15 protein-coding genes are annotated in these 19,411 nt (G+C 65.3%); 9 read left to right on the top strand and 6 right to left on the bottom strand.

Annotation, left to right across the window (positions count from 1 at the left end; translation table 11 throughout):
* Nucleotides 1–120 precede the first annotated feature (120 nt).
* A complete protein-coding gene (gene ftsH, locus AAFG13_RS21315; protein WP_097676103.1) occupies nt 121–2,043 on the top strand; it encodes an ATP-dependent zinc metalloprotease FtsH in 1,923 nt (640 codons plus the stop codon).
* 12 nt (nt 2,044–2,055) lie between these two features.
* Nucleotides 2,056–2,469 (top strand): DUF3052 domain-containing protein, encoded by a 414-nt coding sequence (locus tag AAFG13_RS21310; RefSeq protein WP_342713233.1) that lies wholly within the window; start codon nt 2,056–2,058, stop codon nt 2,467–2,469.
* A gap of 385 nt (nt 2,470–2,854) precedes the next feature.
* On the opposite strand, the gene AAFG13_RS21305 is transcribed toward AAFG13_RS21310, so the two are convergent.
* Nucleotides 2,855–4,354, bottom strand: coding sequence for a hypothetical protein (locus AAFG13_RS21305; protein ID WP_342713232.1), 1,500 nt, complete (start codon nt 4,352–4,354; stop codon nt 2,855–2,857).
* Between the two features lie 407 nt (nt 4,355–4,761).
* Here AAFG13_RS21305 and AAFG13_RS21300 point away from each other — a divergent pair, with 407 nt between their 5' ends.
* On the top strand, nt 4,762–5,436 hold the full coding sequence (locus tag AAFG13_RS21300) for a TetR/AcrR family transcriptional regulator (protein WP_092123472.1): 675 nt from the start codon (nt 4,762–4,764) through the stop codon (nt 5,434–5,436).
* Nucleotides 5,437–5,518: 82 nt separating this feature from the next.
* Nucleotides 5,519–5,947, top strand: coding sequence for an OsmC family protein (locus tag AAFG13_RS21295; RefSeq protein WP_212320426.1), 429 nt, complete (start codon nt 5,519–5,521; stop codon nt 5,945–5,947).
* Nucleotides 5,948–6,025: 78 nt separating this feature from the next.
* Here the strand turns inward: AAFG13_RS21295 and pyk are convergent, their stop codons facing one another.
* On the bottom strand, nt 6,026–7,462 hold the full coding sequence (gene pyk / locus AAFG13_RS21290; protein WP_173638911.1) for a pyruvate kinase: 1,437 nt from the start codon (nt 7,460–7,462) through the stop codon (nt 6,026–6,028).
* The gene (locus AAFG13_RS21285; RefSeq protein ID WP_212320422.1) at nt 7,459–8,070 is read right to left on the bottom strand and encodes a DUF1036 domain-containing protein; all 612 of its coding nucleotides are present in this window, start codon (nt 8,068–8,070) and stop codon (nt 7,459–7,461) included. The genes pyk and AAFG13_RS21285 overlap by 4 nt, the downstream gene beginning before the upstream one ends.
* 198 nt (nt 8,071–8,268) lie before the next feature.
* On the opposite strand from AAFG13_RS21285, the gene AAFG13_RS21280 reads away from it, so the two are divergent.
* The 3 genes from AAFG13_RS21280 to AAFG13_RS21270 all read left to right on the top strand — a co-directional run bounded on the left by AAFG13_RS21280 (nt 8,269) and on the right by AAFG13_RS21270 (nt 10,915).
* Nucleotides 8,269–8,571, top strand: coding sequence for a DUF1244 domain-containing protein (locus AAFG13_RS21280; RefSeq protein ID WP_173638909.1), 303 nt, complete (start codon nt 8,269–8,271; stop codon nt 8,569–8,571).
* A 174-nt stretch (nt 8,572–8,745) separates the two neighbouring features.
* Nucleotides 8,746–9,018, top strand: coding sequence for a DUF2312 domain-containing protein (locus AAFG13_RS21275; protein ID WP_029085502.1), 273 nt, complete (start codon nt 8,746–8,748; stop codon nt 9,016–9,018).
* 133 nt (nt 9,019–9,151) lie between these two features.
* A complete protein-coding gene (locus AAFG13_RS21270) occupies nt 9,152–10,915 on the top strand; it encodes an adenylate/guanylate cyclase domain-containing protein (RefSeq protein WP_212320419.1) in 1,764 nt (587 codons plus the stop codon).
* A 32-nt stretch (nt 10,916–10,947) separates the two neighbouring features.
* Here the strand turns inward: AAFG13_RS21270 and AAFG13_RS21265 are convergent, their stop codons facing one another.
* From AAFG13_RS21265 to AAFG13_RS21255, 3 genes are all read right to left on the bottom strand, one after another.
* The gene (locus tag AAFG13_RS21265) at nt 10,948–12,558 is read right to left on the bottom strand and encodes a DUF882 domain-containing protein (protein WP_342713231.1); all 1,611 of its coding nucleotides are present in this window, start codon (nt 12,556–12,558) and stop codon (nt 10,948–10,950) included.
* Nucleotides 12,559–12,822: 264 nt separating this feature from the next.
* On the bottom strand, nt 12,823–15,081 hold the full coding sequence (locus AAFG13_RS21260) for a L,D-transpeptidase family protein (RefSeq protein ID WP_342713230.1): 2,259 nt from the start codon (nt 15,079–15,081) through the stop codon (nt 12,823–12,825).
* 305 nt (nt 15,082–15,386) lie between these two features.
* A complete protein-coding gene (locus AAFG13_RS21255; RefSeq protein WP_212320408.1) occupies nt 15,387–16,877 on the bottom strand; it encodes a sigma-54 dependent transcriptional regulator in 1,491 nt (496 codons plus the stop codon).
* Between the two features lie 142 nt (nt 16,878–17,019).
* On the opposite strand from AAFG13_RS21255, the gene AAFG13_RS21250 reads away from it, so the two are divergent.
* Together AAFG13_RS21250 and AAFG13_RS21245 are read left to right on the top strand one after the other, a co-directional pair.
* On the top strand, nt 17,020–18,981 hold the full coding sequence (locus AAFG13_RS21250) for a M3 family oligoendopeptidase (protein WP_342713229.1): 1,962 nt from the start codon (nt 17,020–17,022) through the stop codon (nt 18,979–18,981).
* Nucleotides 18,982–19,231: 250 nt separating this feature from the next.
* Nucleotides 19,232–19,384, top strand: a complete 153-nt coding sequence (locus AAFG13_RS21245; protein WP_092123491.1) for an aa3-type cytochrome c oxidase subunit IV — start codon at nt 19,232–19,234, stop codon at nt 19,382–19,384.
* Nucleotides 19,385–19,411: the final 27 nt, after the last annotated feature.

The raw sequence follows: 19,411 nt of genomic DNA, 5'->3' as shown, positions 1-19,411 counted from the left end.
ATCGACCCCAGCGGCACCTAGATTGTAGGGCATCGACGGGATGGATTCCCTGGGGATTCCCACAGAGCCTGCCCAAGGATTAGAGAGAGGCCGCGATCCGCGCGACCACGAAGGAAGACCATGAACGCCAATCTGCGGAATTTCGCCCTCTGGGTCATCATTGTCCTGCTGTTGCTGGCGTTGTTCACGCTTTTCCAGAATCCTGGCCAGCGCTCGTCGTCCTCGGATATCTCGTTCTCGCAGCTTCTCACTGAAGTCGATCAGGGCCATGTCCGCGACGTCGTGATTCAGGGGCCCGAGATTCACGGTACCTTCAACAACGGTACCAGCTTCCAGACTTACGCGCCGAGCGATCCGTCGCTCGTGAAGCGGCTCTATGACGCCAAGGTGCAGATCACCGCGAAGGCGCCCGGCGACAACGTGCCGTGGTTCGTCTCGCTGCTCGTCTCCTGGTTGCCGTTCATCGCGCTGATCGGCGTCTGGATCTTCCTGTCGCGGCAGATGCAGGGCGGCGCCGGCAAGGCGATGGGCTTTGGCAAGTCGCGCGCCAAGATGCTGACCGAGGCGCATGGCCGCGTCACCTTCGAGGACGTCGCGGGCGTCGACGAGGCCAAGCAGGATCTGCAGGAGATCGTCGAATTCCTCCGCGACCCCGGCAAGTTCCAGCGGCTCGGCGGACGCATTCCGCGCGGCGTGCTGCTGGTCGGCCCTCCCGGCACCGGTAAGACGCTGATCGCGCGCGCGGTGGCGGGTGAAGCCAACGTGCCGTTCTTCACGATCTCCGGTTCTGACTTCGTCGAAATGTTCGTCGGCGTCGGTGCGAGCCGTGTCCGCGACATGTTCGAGCAGGCCAAGAAGAACGCGCCCTGCATCATCTTCATCGACGAAATCGACGCGGTCGGCCGTCATCGCGGCGCCGGCCTCGGCGGCGGCAATGACGAGCGCGAGCAGACGCTGAACCAGCTGCTGGTCGAGATGGACGGCTTCGAGGCCAATGAAGGCGTGATCCTGATCGCTGCGACCAACCGTCCCGACGTGCTCGATCCCGCGCTGCTGCGTCCGGGCCGCTTCGACCGTCAGGTCGTGGTGCCGAATCCGGATGTCGTCGGCCGCGAGCAGATCCTCAAGGTTCACGTCCGCAAGGTGCCGCTGGCGCCGGATATCAACCTCAAGACCATCGCGCGCGGCACCCCGGGCTTCTCGGGCGCCGACCTGATGAACCTCGTCAACGAGGCTGCGCTGACCGCCGCCCGCCGCAACAAGCGGATGGTGACACAGGCCGAGTTCGAAGAGGCCAAGGACAAGGTGATGATGGGCGCCGAGCGCAAGTCGCTCGTCATGACCGAGGAAGAGAAGTTGCTGACCGCCTATCACGAGGGCGGCCATGCCATCGTCGGCCTCAACGTCGTCGCGACCGATCCGATCCACAAGGCGACCATCATTCCGCGCGGCCGTGCGCTGGGCATGGTGATGCAGTTGCCGGAGCGCGACAAGCTGTCGATGTCGCTGGAGCAGATGACCTCGCGCCTCGCCATCATGATGGGTGGCCGTGTCGCGGAAGAGCTGATCTTCGGCCGCGAAAAGGTGACCTCGGGCGCCGCCTCCGACATCGAGCAGGCGACCCGCCTGGCCCGCATGATGGTGACGCGCTGGGGCCTCTCGGAAGAGCTCGGCACCGTCTCCTATGGCGAGAACCAGGACGAGGTGTTCCTGGGCATGTCGGTCTCGCGCACCCAGAATGCGTCGGAGGCGACGGTCCAGAAGATCGACTCCGAGATCAAGCGCTTGGTCGAGGAAGGCTACAAGGAAGCGACCCGGATCCTGACCGAGAAGCACGGCGACCTCGAAGCCCTGGCCAAGGGCCTGCTCGAGTTCGAGACGCTGACCGGCGACGAGATCATCGACCTGCTGAAGGGCAAGAAGCCCAACCGCGAGTCGGTGCTGGAGCCGTCGACGCCGCGCGCCTCCGCCGTGCCGCCGGCCGGCAAGTCGCGCCCGCGTCCCGATCCGGACACCGGCATGGAGCCGCAGCCGCAGGCGTAAGCTTCGCCCGCCATGGCCGGCACGTCCGGCAAACCGATTGTGCAAAAGCTCGGCTTCAAGCCGGGCTTTTGTATTTTTGTCGACGGGTTGTCCGTTCCCTATGGCGACATTGTCGGCGAACTGCCTGCTGATGTACGGATCGCGAAGACCGCGCGGGCGCCGCTCGATGCCGTGCATCTGTTCGCCGCCGAGGCCAGGGGGCTGGCCGCCAAGCTGCAGCGTTACCGGGACGCGATCGCACCTCGCGGCATGATCTGGGTGTCGTGGCCGAAGAAGAGCTCAGGCGTCGCGACCGACCTTGATGACAGGGCGGTGCGCGAGATCGGGCTCGCGTCCGGCCTGGTCGACATCAAGGTCTGCGCCGTCGATGCGGTGTGGTCGGGGCTGAAATTCGTGATCCCGGTCAAAGAGCGCGGCAAGCGCTGAGATCGCCGCGGCGAATAGGCTTGGCCTCCGTTGGGGCGCGTCAAGGTCAACACATCGCCGGCCGACCATGTGCCGGTCGACCAGATGCAGCTGATGCGCTTCAACGGCAAGACCTGGGATCGCTTCGGCGAGCTCCAGACGGGGAATTGAGGTCGGAGGTGCGCCGCGCTTGGGTCCACGCTCTGCACGATCCCCGTCATCCTGAGGAGCCGCGAAGCGGCGTCTCGAAGGATGAATCGGCCACAGTGCGGCCGTGCATCCTTCGAGGCTCGCCCAGCGGCGCAATTGCGCCGCAAGGCTCGCACCTCCAGCGACAAAGGCGAAGCCTTTGCGCGGGGATGACGGGATAGGCGGCACGCGATTCTTGACGAAGCAATGGCGCAGGCTAGTTCGAACCTTCTGCTGCCGGCACGCCGGCCTTCGTCTCGTCCGACCGCACATGGATGACGGCGATGTCATCCTTGTAGAGCCGCTTCCAGCCCTTGAGGTGGTCCAGCGCGTTTCCGGCCGGAGAGTCTGAGCTCAGCAGCGTGGCGTCGATCCGGTATTTGTCGAGCAGGTCCAGCAGCTGGCCGACGTCGCGGGCATCGAGCGCGGCGTAATAGTCGAGCACGAATTGCTCGCCGTAGAGCTCGGCGCGGCCGTCGATGAACACCTTCATGTCGCGGCTCACCATGTAGCCGCCGAACGGCGCGGTGCTGAACACGCGTTGCGCCTTGTGTTGCTGGAGGACGTCGACCGCGGCAACCGGCGAGAACACCGGCAGGAATTTGAACTCGTGCTGCGCGACGAACATCGTCGTCGTCACCCACGCTCCGATCACCATCGCGATAGTAGCCAGGATCGTGACGACGGGGACGGCGCGTCCTTCCTCGAAGCGGGCGGCGCGGACGCCTGTCATTCCCCATTGTTCGGCGATCGGCTTGGCGAGCACCAGCGGCGCGATGAACGCGAACACCTCGATGTTACGGATATGGCTCAGCGCCATCCAGATCAGCCCGAGCAGCAACAGGATCCGCGGCACCGACAGGGTCAGCCCGCGATAGCAGATGACGCCGATCAGGCCGAGCAGCGTGGCCTCGAAGAAGCTGGGCTTGCTGAAATCCGCGGGCAGCCATTCGCCGATCATCGACAGCAGCTTGCCGAGGCTGAGGATCTTGGTCGCACCCAGCAGGCTCTTCCAGCCATAGGGCGTCACGCAGCTCGCGGCCAGCGCAGCGACGCCGAACAATCCCCATCGCACGATGAGTTGACGGCGGCGGCTCGGCTCCGCGCTCCACACCGCCTCCAGTCCGATCGGCCCGATCAGCGCCAGGCCGAGCACGAAGCCGCCATGCAGATTGGCCCACAGCACCATCAGCGGCAGCAGCCACCATGACGGATGGGTGCGGCGATCCGCGGCCGACATCAGGCCGCCGATGAACGCCAGCAGCACCGGCAGCGCGAGCACATGCGGCCGCGCGAAGAAGTGGATCGTCGACAGCAGTAGCGCCAGCGCCGCGATCAGGAGTGCACGCGCCGGATCGAAATACGGGCTCAACAGATGCAGGAAGATCGCGACCGACGCGCCGATCGCGATCGACGTCAGGATCACCGGCCCGGCCCAATCGCCGCCGTATACGAGGGCGTACGCCACCTGCGACAGCCACGAGCTCGAGATCCAGGGCTCGCCGAAACGGGTGAACGAGAACACGTCTGATGTCGGCATTGCGCCATGTTCGAGGATCCACTGTCCGACCTTGATCTGCCACTCCGTGTCGGAATCGCGCAGCAGGATTTCACCGGCGGAGAGATAGAACAGATAGGCGCCCACGGCGGCGCACAGCGGCAGCAGTCCTCGCACCGCGCTACGGCTGCTCACGCTGCTGGTGATGGAGAGTGACATGCGCTTTCTTGGTTCGGCCGGGGACATCGAGGCAACGCCACACGTGGCGTCGGGCGCACTCGACCACGGCTTCCGATAAATTCGGGTAAATGCGACCGCGATGTCGTGGGTCCGCGCGAGATTGGATGTCTCGATTTCGAGCAATCATCTTGGCGCGCGATTTACCATCGGAAGCCCGATCCGGACCTGAGTGCCGTCGGCACCTGGCGCTGCCGTCGGCCGGAGGGCCCGCCAGTTCGGAGGTGGCGTGCGGCCGTCGCAAAATCCTTACAATTCCAGCTTGTCATTCAGTCTGAATAGTTGTTCACTTCTTCAAACGGTTGCGGGATCAATCGTTCAAAACATTGAAGACGCGTGTGTTCTGCCGGTGGGCGCCGGCCAGGGCACACGGTGGGGGACGGAATGCCATGGTCTACCGGCGAACTCATCAGGTCGTGAAGCGGCTGGCTGCCCGGCGCAGCGCCATCCTGTCGGCTGCGCGCGACGCGGCGGCGGCGGGCGGCATGGCCGCGGTCCAGATCGCACCCGTCGCGGTGCGGGCCAATGTCGCGGCCGGCACCGTTTATCGCTATTTCCCGTCGAAGGCCGAGCTGATCTCGGAATTGATCACCGAAGTCTCGCGTGACGAATTGTCCGCGATCCGGCGCGCCGCAGAGGCCGCGCCCGGACCGTCATCGGCGCTGGCCGCCGCGGTGACGACGATTGCGGTCCACGTGCTGTCGCAGCGCAAGCTGGCCTGGGGCATCCTGGCCGAGCCGGTCGATGTCGACGTCACCGCCTCGCGCCTCGCCAGCCGCCGCGATATTTCCGGCGAGCTTGCCATGCGCATCGATGCCGCCGTACGCGCCGGACATCTACCGGCGCAGGACACGGGGCTGGCCGCCACCGCCTTGCTCGGCGCGCTGCACGAAGCGCTGGTCGGCCCGCTGGCGCCGGCCAATCTCGACGATCCGATCAAGCTGCGCGATGCAGTGCAGACCGTGACGCTGCTCGCGCTGCGCGCGGTCGGTGTGATGGACGCGCGTGCCCGTGGCCTTGTGGTGCAGGCGACGACCCCGGCAAAGGCGCTGGTCGGGGCCTGAGATCGCGACTGCACGGCGAACACTTCCGTCGCATTGGCGTTGTAGGTTGAGGCTGGGTTCAACCAATCTCACGGAGCAACGCATGACGACGACCCACGGTTCGGCCAAATGGCAGGGCGGCATCAAGGACGGCAAAGGCGCGATCTCGACCAAGAGCGGCGCGCTCTCGGACTACCCCTATGGCTTCGCCAGCCGCTTCGAGGGCAAGCCCGGCTCGAACCCCGAAGAGCTGATCGGCGCGGCGCATGCCGCCTGCTTCACGATGGCGCTGTCGCTGATCCTGGGCGAGGCCAAGCTGACGGCCGAGCACATGGAGACCAAGGCCGACGTGACCCTGGAGAAGGTCGCCGACGGCTTTGCCATCACCGCCGTGCACCTGACGCTATCGGCGAAGATCCCGGGCGCCGATAACGCAACGTTCCAGGAATTGGCCGCCAAGGCCAAGGCCGGATGTCCGGTGTCGAAGCTGCTCAACACCAAGATCACGCTCGACGCGGTGTTGCAGGGCTGATTGCGGCGCGGCGGGTTAGAGCGCTTTCGAGCGAAGCGGGCACCGGTTCGCATGAAGAAAACCCGTCAAAACGAGAATCTACAGCTGCGCGTCGCCGTTTGGTCCGACCGAGGCGATGCGCAGCATGTTGGTGGTGCCGGGCGCGCGGAGCGGCACGCCGGCGACGATGATGACGCGCTGGCCGGCCTTGGCAAAGCCGTCCCGGAATGCAATCGAGCCGGCGCGTTCAACCATGTCGTCGAGATCATGCGCGTCCTCGGCGACCACGCAATGCACGCCCCACACCACTGACAGCTTGCGCCCCGTGACGAGGTTCGGCGTGATCGCGACCACCGGCACCTTGGGCCGCTCGCGCGCCACGCGGATCGCGGTCGAACCGGATGACGTCCAGCAGATGATCGCCGACAGATCGAGCGTCTCGGCGATCTGCCGCGCGGCGTCGGCAATGGCATCACCCACCGTCGCCTCGGGATCGACGCGCTGTGCGTTGATCATGCTGCGATAGGTCGGATCGCGCTCCACCTCCTCGCCGATCCGGTTCATGGTCGAGACCGCTTCGATCGGGAATTTGCCGGCGGCGGATTCCGCCGACAGCATGATGGCGTCGGCGCCCTCGTAGACGGCGGTGGCGACGTCGGAGACCTCGGCGCGCGTCGGCACCGGCGCCTGGATCATCGATTCCAGCATCTGGGTTGCGACCACCACCGGCCGGCCGGCGCGCCGCGCCATCCGGATCATCTGCTTCTGCAGGCTCGGCACCCGCTCCAGCGGCAGCTCGACGCCGAGATCGCCGCGCGCCACCATCAGCGCATCCGCCACCTCGATGATGTCGGCGAGGCGGTCGATCGCCTGCGGCTTCTCGATCTTGGCCATCACCGCGGCACGGCCGCGGATCATCTTCTTGGCCTCGATCACGTCCTCGGCACGCTGCACGAAGGACAGCGCGACCCAGTCGATACCCTCCGGCAGCGCGGCTTCGAGATCGGCGCGGTCCTTCGGGGTCATCGCGGAGACCGGCAGGTCGGTGTCGGGCAGGCTGACGCCCTTGCGGTCCGACATCTTGCCGCCGATCACGACGCGCGTGACCGCACGGTCGGGCGAGGTTTCCTCGGCGATCAGCCGCACCTTGCCGTCGTCGAGCAACAGCGCGTGGCCGGGGCGGAGCGCGGCGAGGATCTCCGGATGCGGAAGCTGGACGCGGCTGTTGTCGCCCGGCGTCTTGTCGGAATCCAGAATGAAGCTCTGGCCGTTCTTGAGCTGGGTCGACCCTTCCGCGAAGGCGCCGACCCGCAGCTTCGGCCCTTGCAGGTCGACCAGGATGCCGATCGGCCGGCCGTAGCTCGATTCGACATTGCGGATGGTCTTGACCAGCTCCCGCATCTTGTCATGCGGGGTATGGCTCATGTTGATGCGGAACACGTCGGCACCCGCCTCGAACAGCTTGCGGATCATCGCGCTGTCTGAGGAGGCCGGGCCGAGCGTTGCAAGGATCTTGATTCGGCGCAGTCGTCTCATTGTTTGTTTCCGGGTGGTGCGGCTGGCGGCAGACCCGACGCGCCCGGAGGCGCTGCGCCCGGCGGCGGGTTGGGCAGGCCCGGCATCGCCCCGGGGCTTCCCGGAGCCACGCCGCCCGGCATTCCCGGTACTTTCTGCGGCTGTTGTTCGTTGGCTTCGGTCAACTGGACGGTCCATGCACGCTGCTCGCCGGTGTCGACCTCGAAGAAGCCGGTGCGGTCAAAACCCCGCGCCAGGCAGTTCTCGGTGCCCTTGATGGTGAATTCCTTGTCGCGCGAGCACATGAAGGCCTGGCCGGACCATTCGCCGCCGCGATCGTAGTCGAGAGCGTAGATGTAGTAGTAGCGCGCCACAAGATTGCCGCGCAGCAGGGTCTCGCAGGTCCGCGACGACACATTCCACCAGCCTTCCGTGGTCCAGCCCTCGGCGTCCTTGTAGCCGAGCGCGATCCCGACCCGGCTCGACGTGTTGTTGCAGAGCCGGAAATCGGCGGCCGCCGGGCTCGTCCACAGGCATGCCGCGACAAGCGCCAGCACCACCGGCAGGATGCCGGCCAGGATCAGGCGGGTGATGCGGGGAGCTGAGGCGAGAGAATCTGTTGGGCTCATGCGGCGAAGCTATATCAAATCATTGTCGATTTCGCGTGCCCGGCAGGCACTGTCAACGGGCGGGCGCCCGTCCCCACACGCTGCGGGACCGTGGCCAATGTGGCCGGACAGATCCGTATTGCGCGTCGATATGGCAAAATCTGTGACAATTCCCACCTGATATCAATATGGTGAGCGCATCACACCGGGATCACGATCATGAGCATTGACGACAAAACCAGAACAGAACTCGAGGCCGCGGTGTTCCGGCGCCTCGTCGATCATCTGCGCAACCGGACCGATGTGCAGAATATCGACCTGATGAACCTTGCCGGCTTCTGCCGCAATTGCCTGTCCAACTGGATGAAGGAAGAGGCCGACGCCAAGGGCCTTGCGGTGAGCAAGGACGAGAGCCGCGAGGCGGTCTACGGCATGCCCTATGAGGAGTGGAAGGCGAAGTTTCAGGGCGGCGCGACGCCGGAGCAGCTCGCGGCGATGAAGAAGGCCCAAAGCGGGCACTAATTCCCGATTGATGTGACGCCAGTTCCGTGGCCATCAGCATCTCCTGTGGGCGCGCTGTGGATGAGCGCGATGTTTCCTTGACGGGACGTGCTCCAAAATCGAGGGTCGCCCGCAACAAGCGGTGCGCGTGGCGCGTATTCGCGCGACATTTCATTGCCATTTCAGGAGTACGCGATGGCCACCACGTCTGCCGCCGTTCAGGATGAACCCGCAACGCGATTTGCCAAGGACCAGCTCAAATCCATCATCGAGCGCATCGAGCGGCTGGAAGAGGAAAAGAAGACCATCTCGGACGATATCCGCGACGTCTATGCCGAGGCCAAGGGCAACGGCTTCGACGTCAAGGCGCTGCGCACCATCGTGCGCCTGCGCAAGCAGGATGCCAACGAGCGCCAGGAGCAGGAAACCATCCTGGAGACCTATATGCAGGCGCTCGGGATGCTCTGAGGCGGCAGGCGGGCCGGTCCTGGCGTCGCCAAGGCGCCCGCCCGAGGTAACTCGCCCAATCCTCTTGGCGAGGCTTGGGTGAAATCCCGGGATTTGCTACACTGCCGGTGAGGTAACCGGGCAGAGCGTTCAAATGGACGTGCCAGGACCAGAGCGTCGGCTCGCTGCGGTCCTCGCCGCCGACATGGTCGGCTTTAGCCGCCTGATGGAGGCTGACGAGACGGGCACCCTTGCGCGCCTCAAGACCCATCGGATCGAGCTGATCGATCCGGCCATCAGCAAAAATCGCGGCCGCATCATCAAGACCACCGGCGACGGCCTGCTGGTCGAATTTCACAGCGTCGTCGATGCGGTGTTGTGCGCGGCCGAGGTCCAGCGCCGGATGGCCAAACGCAACACCGACGTCGCGCCGGCGCGGTGGATGCAGTTTCGCATCGGCATCAATCTCGGCGATGTGATCGTGGACGGTGCCGACATCTTCGGCGACGGCGTCAATGTCGCCTCGCGCCTCGAGGTGTTGGCCGAGCCCGGCGGCATCTGCATTTCCGGCGCAGTCCGCGATCAGGTCGGCGATCGCCTGGAAGATCTGAGCTTCGAGGATCTCGGCGACCAGACCGTCAAGAACATCGCGCGACCGATCCGGGTGTTCCGCGTCCATCTCGAATCGGGCGCCAGATCCGCTACTGACCATCCGAGCGCGGCGGCCGCCCCTGTCGTCGCCAAGAAGCCCTCGATCGCCGTGCTGCCGCTCGTCAATATGAGCGGCGATCCCGAGCAGGAATTCTTCGCCGACGGCCTCACCGAGGACATCATCACCGAGCTGTCGCGCTTCCACGATCTGCTCGTGATCTCGCGCAACTCGACCTTCGTGTACAAGGGCAAGGCGGTGAAGGTGCAGGACGTCGCGAAGGAATTCGCGGTCGACTATGTGCTGGAAGGCAGCGTGCGCAAGGCGGGCGGCCGGATCCGCGTCACCGTGCAGCTGATCGACGCCGAGGCCGACCGGCACGTCTGGGCCGAACGCTACGACCGCGAGCTCGCCGACATCTTCGCGATCCAGGACGAGATGACGCGCGCGATCGTGTCGACCTTGCCGGGGCGTGTCGAGGCCGCCGCCCATGACCGCGTCAAGCGCAAGCCGACCGACAACATGGCGGCCTATGAGTGCGTGCTCGCCGCCAAGGTGCTGCATCATCGCTCGGCGCGCGACGACAATGCGGAGGCGCAGCGTTTGCTCGAGCGGGCCATCGTGCTCGATCCCAACTACGCCCATGCGCACGCCTGGCGGGCCTGCGTGCTCGGGCAGACCTGGGTCTACAATTGGTGCGACGACCGCGACGCGACCTTCGCGCAGGTGGCGGCCGAGCTCGAGATCGCGCTCAAGCTCGACGACAACGACAGCGACGTGCACCGGATCCTCGCCGCGCTGAACCTCAACCGCGACGACCACGACAAGGCGGCCTTCCACCAGGAGCGCGCGCTCGCGCTCAATCCCAACTACGACCTCGTCGTCGTGCAGCAGGGCGAGCTCCTGACCTGGCTCGGGCGGCCGGAGGAGGGCATCGACTGGATCAAGCTGGCGATGCGCCTCAATCCGTTCCATCCGGAGCGGTTCTGGAGTCATCTCGGCCGCGCCTGCTATTGCGCCGAGAAATACGCCGACGCGGCCGAGGCGTTCTCGCGGATCACGCGGCCCGACCACACCCATCACGCCTTCCTCGCTGCGACGTTGGCGCAGATGGGCAACGCGGTGGCGGCTTCAGCCCATGCCACCGAAGTGCTGAAGCGTGAGCCGACCTTCTCGGTCGCCGCTCACCTGGCAACCCAGCACTACAAGCGCGCGCCCGACCGGGCGCGCTATGAGGCCGGCCTGCTCAAGGCAGGGCTGCCGGCCTGAACAGCTGATGAAGTGATGTTGTCGGCAGAAGCCTAGCGCAGCGAGGCGGTGCGCAGCACGAAGGACTGGGTGGTCAGGAGGGCGGTCGCCGAGCCCGAGAAGCGATCGCAGGTCATGCCCATCATCGGATCTTCAGAGAAGGTCATAGCGACGGCAGCCTGCGGCTTCACGAAGTGCTGCCGCATCATGTTCATGTCGGTGTCGCCAAGCACGGTGGTCAGCATGCCGCTGCTCGCGCTCGGCGCCAGCATCACGACGCGCATCCAGATGTCGTTGCCCTTGGCGGCCGAGATCCGCGCCGATGTCGTGATGACGCCCTGGCTCGGTGTGCCCTTTGCAACCACGGTGTTGATTTCGGTGGCCGGCGCTGCCGCATTGCGCGCCGGGCGCACATTGCGCGGGATCGGCGCGGTCGCGGCGACGATATTGGCACGGTCGACCGGCGACGACGCAGCCGGCGCATAAGCGAGCGCCTTGTTGAAGTTCTCGGTCGTGCTGGCGGTGGTCTGCGGATCGGAGCCGCCGACCGCCTCACGCGCCTTCAGCGCGGCGATCTGCGCGGCCGATGCCTGCTTCGGTGCCGCGGACTCGTCACCCCAGAAACCGCGGGCATTGATGATGTCGGCGGGCGATTGCGGTGCGGTGCTCTCGGCCGTCTGCACCACCTGCACCGCCGGCTTGGCCTTCGGCATCGGGACGAGCTGCGCGTCGGCGGCGGCGAGCTGGATGGCGGCGGCGAACTGCTGCGGCTTGGCGCGCGGCAGCGGAACGGGCTCGGCGGATTTGGTATCTGAAGATTTGGCGGGCGCAGCGCCCGCTACCACGGTGGCAGCGGGCTTGTCGTTCACGGCAGCCGCGCCTTCGTCTTCGTCGTCACCCGACTTGCCGGCTCCGAACAGCTTCGCGAACAGGGTCGGCTTGCTGATGGTCGCAGCATCATCGCCACTGCCGCGGCGTTCAATGTCGGCCTTGGCGAGTTCATAGCCCTTCAGCGGCGTGCCGTCGGTCGGGACATGGACGGTGCGGCCGTCGGGGAAAACCCGGACCAGCTGCTCGCGGGTCATCCGCGGCCAGTGGCGAATGCCGCCGGTGTCGAGATGCACGAACGGCGAGCCCGAGGTCGGATAGAAGCCGACGCCGCCGCGCTGCAGGCGCAGGCCGGCGAAGCGGATCTGCTCCAGCGGAACGCCCGGAATGAAGAAGTCCATCGCGTGCCCCAGCATGTGCTGGCTGTGGCGCGCAACGCCCGAGGAGCGCCGGCGGAGCATGGCGTTGGTGGCAGGGGCGCGGTAGGCGGAGATGATCTGGATCGGCTGCTTGCCGCCGACGTCGCTGTAGACTTCCCAGAGAATGTCGAACAAATGACGGTCCATCACCGTCTCATCCTGGGAGCGCCAGTCGCGCAGGAAGTGATTGAGCTGCTTCAGTGCGGCTTCGTCGTAGCGGCCATCGCGCTTGAAAGTGATGGTGAGGTCTTCGCCCGAATGGGTGTGGTGGAAGGAGAGGGTGCGGGTCTGGTTCAGCGCAGTCGCATCGTGCACCGAACCCGCGCCCGCCAACAGCAATAGCGCGGTCAGGCCGACTTGGTATCCGGCCTTAGGCAGCGACAGCGGTTTGTAGCGGCGTGCGAAAACAGCCAGCACTATGAGCCCACCCAGTCGACGAGCGTTCGGTCGGCATCCTCGCAGACCCCCTGCGGAAGACGGTGAACGCTTTCTTAAAGCGGGAGGGTTAACCGAGGTTTACCGACCCGCCCCCAAGTTGGGCTTAACTAACTGGGGGAGTGTGGCAAAAGATAGCCCTGTTCCCCGGACCCCACGGGAAATGGTTAACGTAAACGATCTCGCTTTTTGAGCGAGATCGTTGATTTTACTTCAATATTTATCCCAATCGGGCGGAGAGGCAGATTAGCGGGTGATAACCCGGCGCTGCTGCTGGGCCTGGCCGCGGCGGACCGGCTGCGGTTCCGGCTGGCCGAATCCACCGAACAGGCGCTCGAAGAAGTTCGGTCCGGAGGAGCCAAAGCCGCTGTTGTCGCCGGCGACGTTGACGCCAGGCGGCAGGCTGCTGCTCGGCGGCCGCGCGTAGCTCGGCTGGGCGTGCGCCACGACCGTTTCGAGATCCTTGCCGCGGTTGTTCTTGAGCAGCGACAGCATGGCGGCGTCGCGGCCGTAGATGTCCCTGCGGATTTGCAGCTTGCCGGCGTCGTCCACGAACGCGGTCTGGTAGGTGATGTTGACCGGGATCGGCGTCGGGAATTTCAGATCGACTTCGCTCGAGCCGTACATGCTGCGGATCCGCTCCGGCGTGTAGTGCTGGTTAGGCTCGGTGATGTTGAGCAGCACGGACGCGTACTGATCCGGATTCTGCACGCGCATGCAGCCGTGGCTGAAGGCGCGCTCATCCTTCGCAAACAAATACTTGTCCGGCGTGTCGTGCTGATAGACCAGGAACTTGTTCGGGAAGTTGAAGCGGATGCGACCGAGCGCGTTGGCTTCACCGGGCGGCTGCGAGACGTGGATCGAGCCGTCGCGGTTGCGCTCGAGCTTGAGGCCCATGCGCTGCAGCACCGTCGGATCCTGCTGCAGGGCCGGCAGATACTCGTTGTAGATGATCGATGGCGGCACGTTCCAGGTCGGGTTGACCGTGATGTACTTCATCGTTTCGGTCAGCAGCGGCGTGGCGTGCTGGCCGGGCTTGCCGGTGACGACGCGCGTGGTCCAGACCTGCGCGCCGTTCTGCATCACCTTCAGCGTATAGTCGGGGATGTTGAGGATCACATAGGCGTTGCCGACATTGGCGGCGCCGAGCTGCCGCGGCAGCCAGCGCCAGCGCTCCATGTTGACGAGCACGGTGTCGATCTGACGGTCGCGCTTCGGATTGTTCAGCGCCTTCACCGTGCGCTCGTCGAGCACGCCGGTCGCCTTGAGGTCGACGCTGCTCTGGAATTTCTCCACGGCCCGCGCCACCGTCGCGTCATACTTGGTGCTGTCGGCATCCTCGGTGATGCCGAGCTTGTTGCGCAGATCCGGCACGCGCGGATCGTCCATCTCGACCGCGGCCTGCTTCTTGCGCGCGGGAACGTATTTCAGCGCGGGGCCGTCGGCGATCGTGATCACCGGGCCGTCGCCCTGGCCACGCAGCTCGGCGAGCTTCTTCTTCAGCTCCTTGTAGAGCTTCTGCGGTGGGTTGTAGCCGTCGAGCGCGGCAGAGGCGTCCTTGGCCGAGGTCACATTCGCGAACACTTCGGCCGGATCAATCGGGTGCTCCGGATAGAGGATGTCCGCCGACACCTGCGACCAGTGCATGCGGCCGCTCTGGGCCTGGCGCGCATAGTCCAGCATGCTGGCCGCGAGCTTCAGCTCGGCGTCTGCCAGCGTATCGGGCGTCGTCGCAGCAGTGAAATCCGGCACCGGATAGTCTGATGCATCGAGGCCGTCGGCGGCCGCATCCTTCAGGCGGGCGATGACGCCCTTGCCGGCATCGGTCAGCTTGCCGGCCTTGGTGAAGACGGGTGCATATTCGCGGGCCGAATAGAACTTCTCGGCGGCTGCGCGTTCGTTCTTGCGATCGAAGGTGCGCAGCGACTTGCTGGCGAGCAGCTCGCGCAGCTTGTCGGCGACCGGCTGATCCTCGGCGGCAACGTTGCTCGCAGCCTTCGCCGGTTCGGTCGCGGGAGCTGCCGCCGTCGCGGGAGCCGGAGCTGCGACAGGCGCCGTTGCGGTTGCAGGGGCGGGTGCGGCCGGCGCGACCGCGGTATCGGTCTTCGGTGCATCGGCGGGCTTGGTTGCCGGCGCGGTGACGACATCGGCGGGCTTCGGCTCGACAGCCTTGGCCGTCGCGCTCGGTTCTGCCGGCTTTGCATCGACAGGCTTGGCATCGGCGGGCTTGGCTTCGGTGGCCTGCACCTCGGCGGGCTTCACGTCCGCCGGCTTGGCTGCGTCGGGCAGCGCGGCGGTGGTGTCGGCCTTGAAATCGCTTGCGGTGGGCGGCGGCACATTGGCCGGTTCGGGGCGCGGGATCGCGGCGTCGATTGCCAGTTCCGAGGCGCTGGAGCGAGGCGTGTCCTGCGCGAAGGCCGAGCTCGCGGACACCGTGAGGAAGGTCGCCGCGACGGCCATCAATACGCGGTCAAACCCTCGACGGTTGTTCGAACAGTCACGCATTTTCGCACCCCCTGGGTGGAACTGCCCCTCAGATTCTGGAACAGTTCAAATCGGTATTCGGTTTCATAGCTTGCGCGAAAGCGCCGGCTTCTCAAACGACTCGTATGCCTGCACGCAATTGACGCAGACGATACATTTGCCCCTCTTGTGCAGCCAGCGCCTTGCGGGGCAACTCACGACAAACTGACCTCGAAGCGGCTGATTTCGCTCGGGCCGTGCGTTTTTGCCACGCGGCACAGCCTTTGTCTGTCACCGACGGGACACGGTTCAAAAGGTTCCCTGGTATGGCCCTGTCGGCCTCGGGTTTAGGTGGCGTCGCTTGTGCGCGTGCCGGCCGCGGCTTCGTCGAGCTTGCGGTAGAGGGTCGAGCGGCCGATCTTGAGGCGACGCGCGACCTCCGACATCTGTCCGCGATAATGCGAAATCGCGAACCGGATGATCTCGTTCTCGAGATCTTCTAGCGGACGCACTTCGCCCGCGGCGTTGAGTATCGAGAGGCCGCCCGCCGTCGGCAGGGCAGCGGTGACAGGTATTTCATTACCGGAGATCATGGCGGGTGCCGTGGACGGCGACACCACCAGCGGCTCGCCCTGGAGCATTTTGCCGTCCGGCACCGGATGGGTCGTTCCTTGCGGGAAGTCGGCGAGCCCGAGCTGGTCGCCGTCGCTCATCACCACGGCGCGATACACCGTGTTCTCGAGCTGGCGGATGTTGCCCGGCCAATCGAGCTGCGCCAGATGCGCCATCGCATCGCCGCTGATTCCGGTGATGTTGCGGTTCTCCTCGGCGCAGAACCGCGCCAGGAAATGCCGCAGCAGATGCGGGATGTCTTCGCGCCGCTGCCGCAACGCCGGAATGGTCAGCGGCAGCACGTGCAGACGATAGAACAGGTCCTCGCGGAACTGGCCGGCCTTCACGAGATCGAGCAGCTTGCGGTTGGTCGCCGAGATGATGCGGACATCGACCTTGACCGGCTTGCGGCCGCCGACCGCCTCGACGGTGCCTTCCTGCAGCGCGCGCAGCAGTTTCACCTGCGTTGCCAGCGGCAATTCGCCGACCTCGTCGAGGAACAGCGTGCCGCCATGGGCCTCGACGAACTTGCCCTGGTGGCGCTCGGTGGCGCCGGTGAAGGCGCCCTTCTCGTGGCCGAACAGGATCGATTCGACGAGATTGTCCGGGATCGCGCCGCAGTTCACCGCGACGAACGGCTTGGCCTTGCGCTCGCTGCTGCCATGGATGGCGCGCGCGAACAGTTCCTTGCCGACGCCGGACTCGCCCTCGATCAGCACCGGGATGGTCGAGGATGCGGCCTTCTGTGCCGTGCGCAGCACGCCGGCCATCGCCTCGCTACGGGTGATGATGTCGGAGAAGGTCAGCCGGCCCTCGCGGCTGTGGCGGATGCGCTGCAATTCGCCCTTCAGCGCCGATGCGTTGAGGGCGTTGCGCAGGCAGACCTGCAGCCGTTCGAAGCCGACCGGCTTGACGACGAAATCCTGGGCACCGGCGCGCATCGCCGACACCACATTGTCGATGCCGCCATGCGCGGTCTGCACGATGACCGGGACGTTCAAACCAGCTTCACGAATTTTTGCGAGGACTCCGAGACCGTCGAGGCCCGGCATCACGAGGTCGAGCACGACGGCATCGATCGCCTGCGTCTCGGATGCGGTCAGGGCCGCTATCGCGGCGTCGCCACTGTCCACGACGAGGGGCTCATAGCCGCACTTCTGCACCATGTTTTCAACCAAACGACGCTGTACGGCGTCATCATCGGCGATCAAAATGGTGGCAGCCATGGTTTTCCCCGCACGCTACGTTTATCTGTCTCGAATCGGGGCAATGTCGCCGATGCCGATTAACGCACTCTTAAACCTTGCAAACCCGCTTTCATTCCGCCGCCGCCGACATCTTTCCGACTGAAGTAAGGTTACGAACAAGATGACCTCGCGCTCCAAAACTGCCTCCCCCAAGTCTGCTCCCGGCAAGTCTGCTCCCAGCAAGCCTGCTCTCAGCAAGTCTGCACCCAGCAAGGCCGCGCTCCGCAAGGAAGCCGCGCTGCGCAAGACGGCCGCGCAACGCAAACCGGCCGCAGCCGGCCCGGCGGCGAAACAGGCGGCCGGCAAGACCGGCAAGCTTCCGGAATGGAATCTGGCAGATCTCTACTCCGGTATCGACGCGCCGGAAGTCGCACGCGATTTGCAGAAAATGGATGCAGATTGCGTCGCGTTTGAGACCGACTACAAGGGCAAGCTTGCCGAAAATACCGGCAAGGAAGGCGGCGGAAAGTGGCTGGCCGGGGCGATCAGGCGCTATGAGGCGATCGACGATCTGGCTGGCCGTCTCGGCTCTTATGCCGGCCTGGTCCATGCCGGCGACAGCGTCGATCCGGCGATCTCGAAATTCTACGGCGACGTCTCCGAGCGGCTGACGGCGGCCTCGGTGCATCTCCTGTTCTTCTCGCTCGAGATCAATCGCGTTGACGATGACGTGATCGAGCGCGCGATGGCCGAGCCCACGCTCGGCCACTACCGGCCGTGGATCGAGGATCTGCGCAAGGACAAGCCGTACCAGCTCGAGGATCGCGTCGAGCAGCTCTTCCACGAAAAGGCACAGAGCGGCTACGCGGCCTGGAACCGGCTGTTCGACCAGACCATCTCCGGCCTGCGCTTCAAGGTCGCGGGCAAGGAGCTCGCGATCGAGCCGACGCTGAACCTGTTGCAGGACAAGGCCGGCGACAAGCGCAAGTCGGCCGCGCAGGCGCTCGCCAAGACCTTCAGGGACAATGAGCGCACCTTCGCGCTGATCACCAACACGCTGGCCAAGGACAAGGAAATCTCCGACCGCTGGAGGGGCTTCCAGGATATCGCGGATTCTCGCCATCTCAACAACCGGGTCGAGCGCGAGGTGGTCGATGCGCTGGTCGCCTCCGTGCGCGCGGCCTATCCGAAGCTGTCGCACCGCTACTACGCGTTGAAGGCCGGTTGGTTCAAAAAGAAGAAGCTGCCGCACTGGGACCGCAACGCGCCGCTGCCGTTCGCGGCGACCGGCACGATCGCCTGGCCCGAGGCGCGCAACATGGTGCTGTCGGCCTATAACGGCTTTTCGCCCAAGATGGCCGAGATCGCGGAGCGCTTCTTCAGCGATCGCTGGATCGATGCGCCGGTGCGTCCGGGCAAGGCGCCCGGTGCTTTCTCGCATCCGACCACGCCGTCGGCGCACCCCTATGTGCTGATGAATTATCAGGGCAAGCCGCGCGACGTGATGACGCTGGCGCATGAGCTCGGCCATGGCGTCCATCAGGTGCTGGCAGCGAAGAACGGCGCGCTGATGGCGCCGACGCCGTTGACGCTGGCGGAAACCGCGAGCGTGTTCGGCGAGATGCTGACCTTCAAGCGGCTGTTGTCGCAGACCAGGAACGCCAAGCAGCGCCAGGCGCTGCTCGCGGGCAAGGTCGAGGACATGATCAACACCGTGGTGCGGCAGATCGCGTTCTACTCATTCGAGCGTGCGGTTCATACCGAGCGCAAGAATGGCGAGCTCACCGCCGAGCGGATCGGCGAGCTGTGGCTCAGCGTGCAGGGCGAGAGCCTCGGGCCCGCGATCGAGATCAAGCCGGGCTACGAGACGTTCTGGATGTACATCCCGCACTTCATCCACTCGCCGTTCTACGTCTACGCCTATGCGTTCGGCGATTGCCTGGTGAACTCGCTCTATGCGGTCTACGAGCACGCATCCGACGGTTTCGCCGAGCGCTATCTCGACATGCTCGCCGCCGGCGGCACCAAGCATTACTCCGAGCTGCTGCGGCCGTTCGGGCTCGACGCCAAGGACCCGAAATTCTGGGACGGCGGCCTGTCCGTCATCGCCGGCATGATCGACGAACTGGAGACGATGGGCTGATGACCATCGGCCTGCCGGCTGGCTCGGGTCAGATTCGCGCAGCGTTTTTTGCGCCTCGCGGCATGATCGTTCCGTGACGCCCGCGTTTGGGAGATCAATCCTGCCCGAGGGGCGGCCGCGGGGCCGTCGCTCGAGGGGTGAATCGGGGACGATTTGCGGTTCAAATCGCCCGATCGGGACCACGCCGTTGCCCTGCCAACCTGTTTGCGGTAATGGCTCGCAGAACGCGAATTTCTGACTGGGGACAGCGATGGCAGACCATAGCGAAGTGGCCTATACGACCGCCGACGGCAACGATTACGTGGCGCATGAGCAGACCTATGAAGGGTTTATCGTGCTGGTCAAATACGGCACCATCAGCGTCGCCATCCTCCTCGCTCTGATGGCCTATTTCCTGGTCTGATCCCTGATCGGCTAGCGGCATCGCCGT

This window comes from Bradyrhizobium sp. B124 (assembly GCF_038967635.1).
Classification (GTDB): domain Bacteria; phylum Pseudomonadota; class Alphaproteobacteria; order Rhizobiales; family Xanthobacteraceae; genus Bradyrhizobium.
Note: the sequence above shows the minus strand (reverse complement) of the source record. Positions and strands in the feature narration are given on the sequence as shown.

Bases quoted from the DNA above. Each gene is read 5' to 3' on its own strand.
- ftsH (WP_097676103.1), top strand. From the start codon at position 121: ATGAACGCCAATCTGCGGAATTTCGCCCTCTGGGTCATCATTGTCCTG.
- AAFG13_RS21310 (WP_342713233.1), top strand. From the start codon at position 2,056: ATGGCCGGCACGTCCGGCAAACCGATTGTGCAAAAGCTCGGCTTCAAG.
- AAFG13_RS21305 (WP_342713232.1), bottom strand. From the start codon at position 4,354: ATGTCACTCTCCATCACCAGCAGCGTGAGCAGCCGTAGCGCGGTGCGA.
- AAFG13_RS21300 (WP_092123472.1), top strand. From the start codon at position 4,762: ATGGTCTACCGGCGAACTCATCAGGTCGTGAAGCGGCTGGCTGCCCGG.
- AAFG13_RS21295 (WP_212320426.1), top strand. From the start codon at position 5,519: ATGACGACGACCCACGGTTCGGCCAAATGGCAGGGCGGCATCAAGGAC.
- pyk (WP_173638911.1), bottom strand. From the start codon at position 7,462: ATGAGACGACTGCGCCGAATCAAGATCCTTGCAACGCTCGGCCCGGCC.
- AAFG13_RS21285 (WP_212320422.1), bottom strand. From the start codon at position 8,070: ATGAGCCCAACAGATTCTCTCGCCTCAGCTCCCCGCATCACCCGCCTG.
- AAFG13_RS21280 (WP_173638909.1), top strand. From the start codon at position 8,269: ATGAGCATTGACGACAAAACCAGAACAGAACTCGAGGCCGCGGTGTTC.
- AAFG13_RS21275 (WP_029085502.1), top strand. From the start codon at position 8,746: ATGGCCACCACGTCTGCCGCCGTTCAGGATGAACCCGCAACGCGATTT.
- AAFG13_RS21270 (WP_212320419.1), top strand. From the start codon at position 9,152: ATGGACGTGCCAGGACCAGAGCGTCGGCTCGCTGCGGTCCTCGCCGCC.
- AAFG13_RS21260 (WP_342713230.1), bottom strand. From the start codon at position 15,081: ATGCGTGACTGTTCGAACAACCGTCGAGGGTTTGACCGCGTATTGATG.
- AAFG13_RS21255 (WP_212320408.1), bottom strand. From the start codon at position 16,877: ATGGCTGCCACCATTTTGATCGCCGATGATGACGCCGTACAGCGTCGT.
- AAFG13_RS21250 (WP_342713229.1), top strand. From the start codon at position 17,020: ATGACCTCGCGCTCCAAAACTGCCTCCCCCAAGTCTGCTCCCGGCAAG.
- AAFG13_RS21245 (WP_092123491.1), top strand. From the start codon at position 19,232: ATGGCAGACCATAGCGAAGTGGCCTATACGACCGCCGACGGCAACGAT.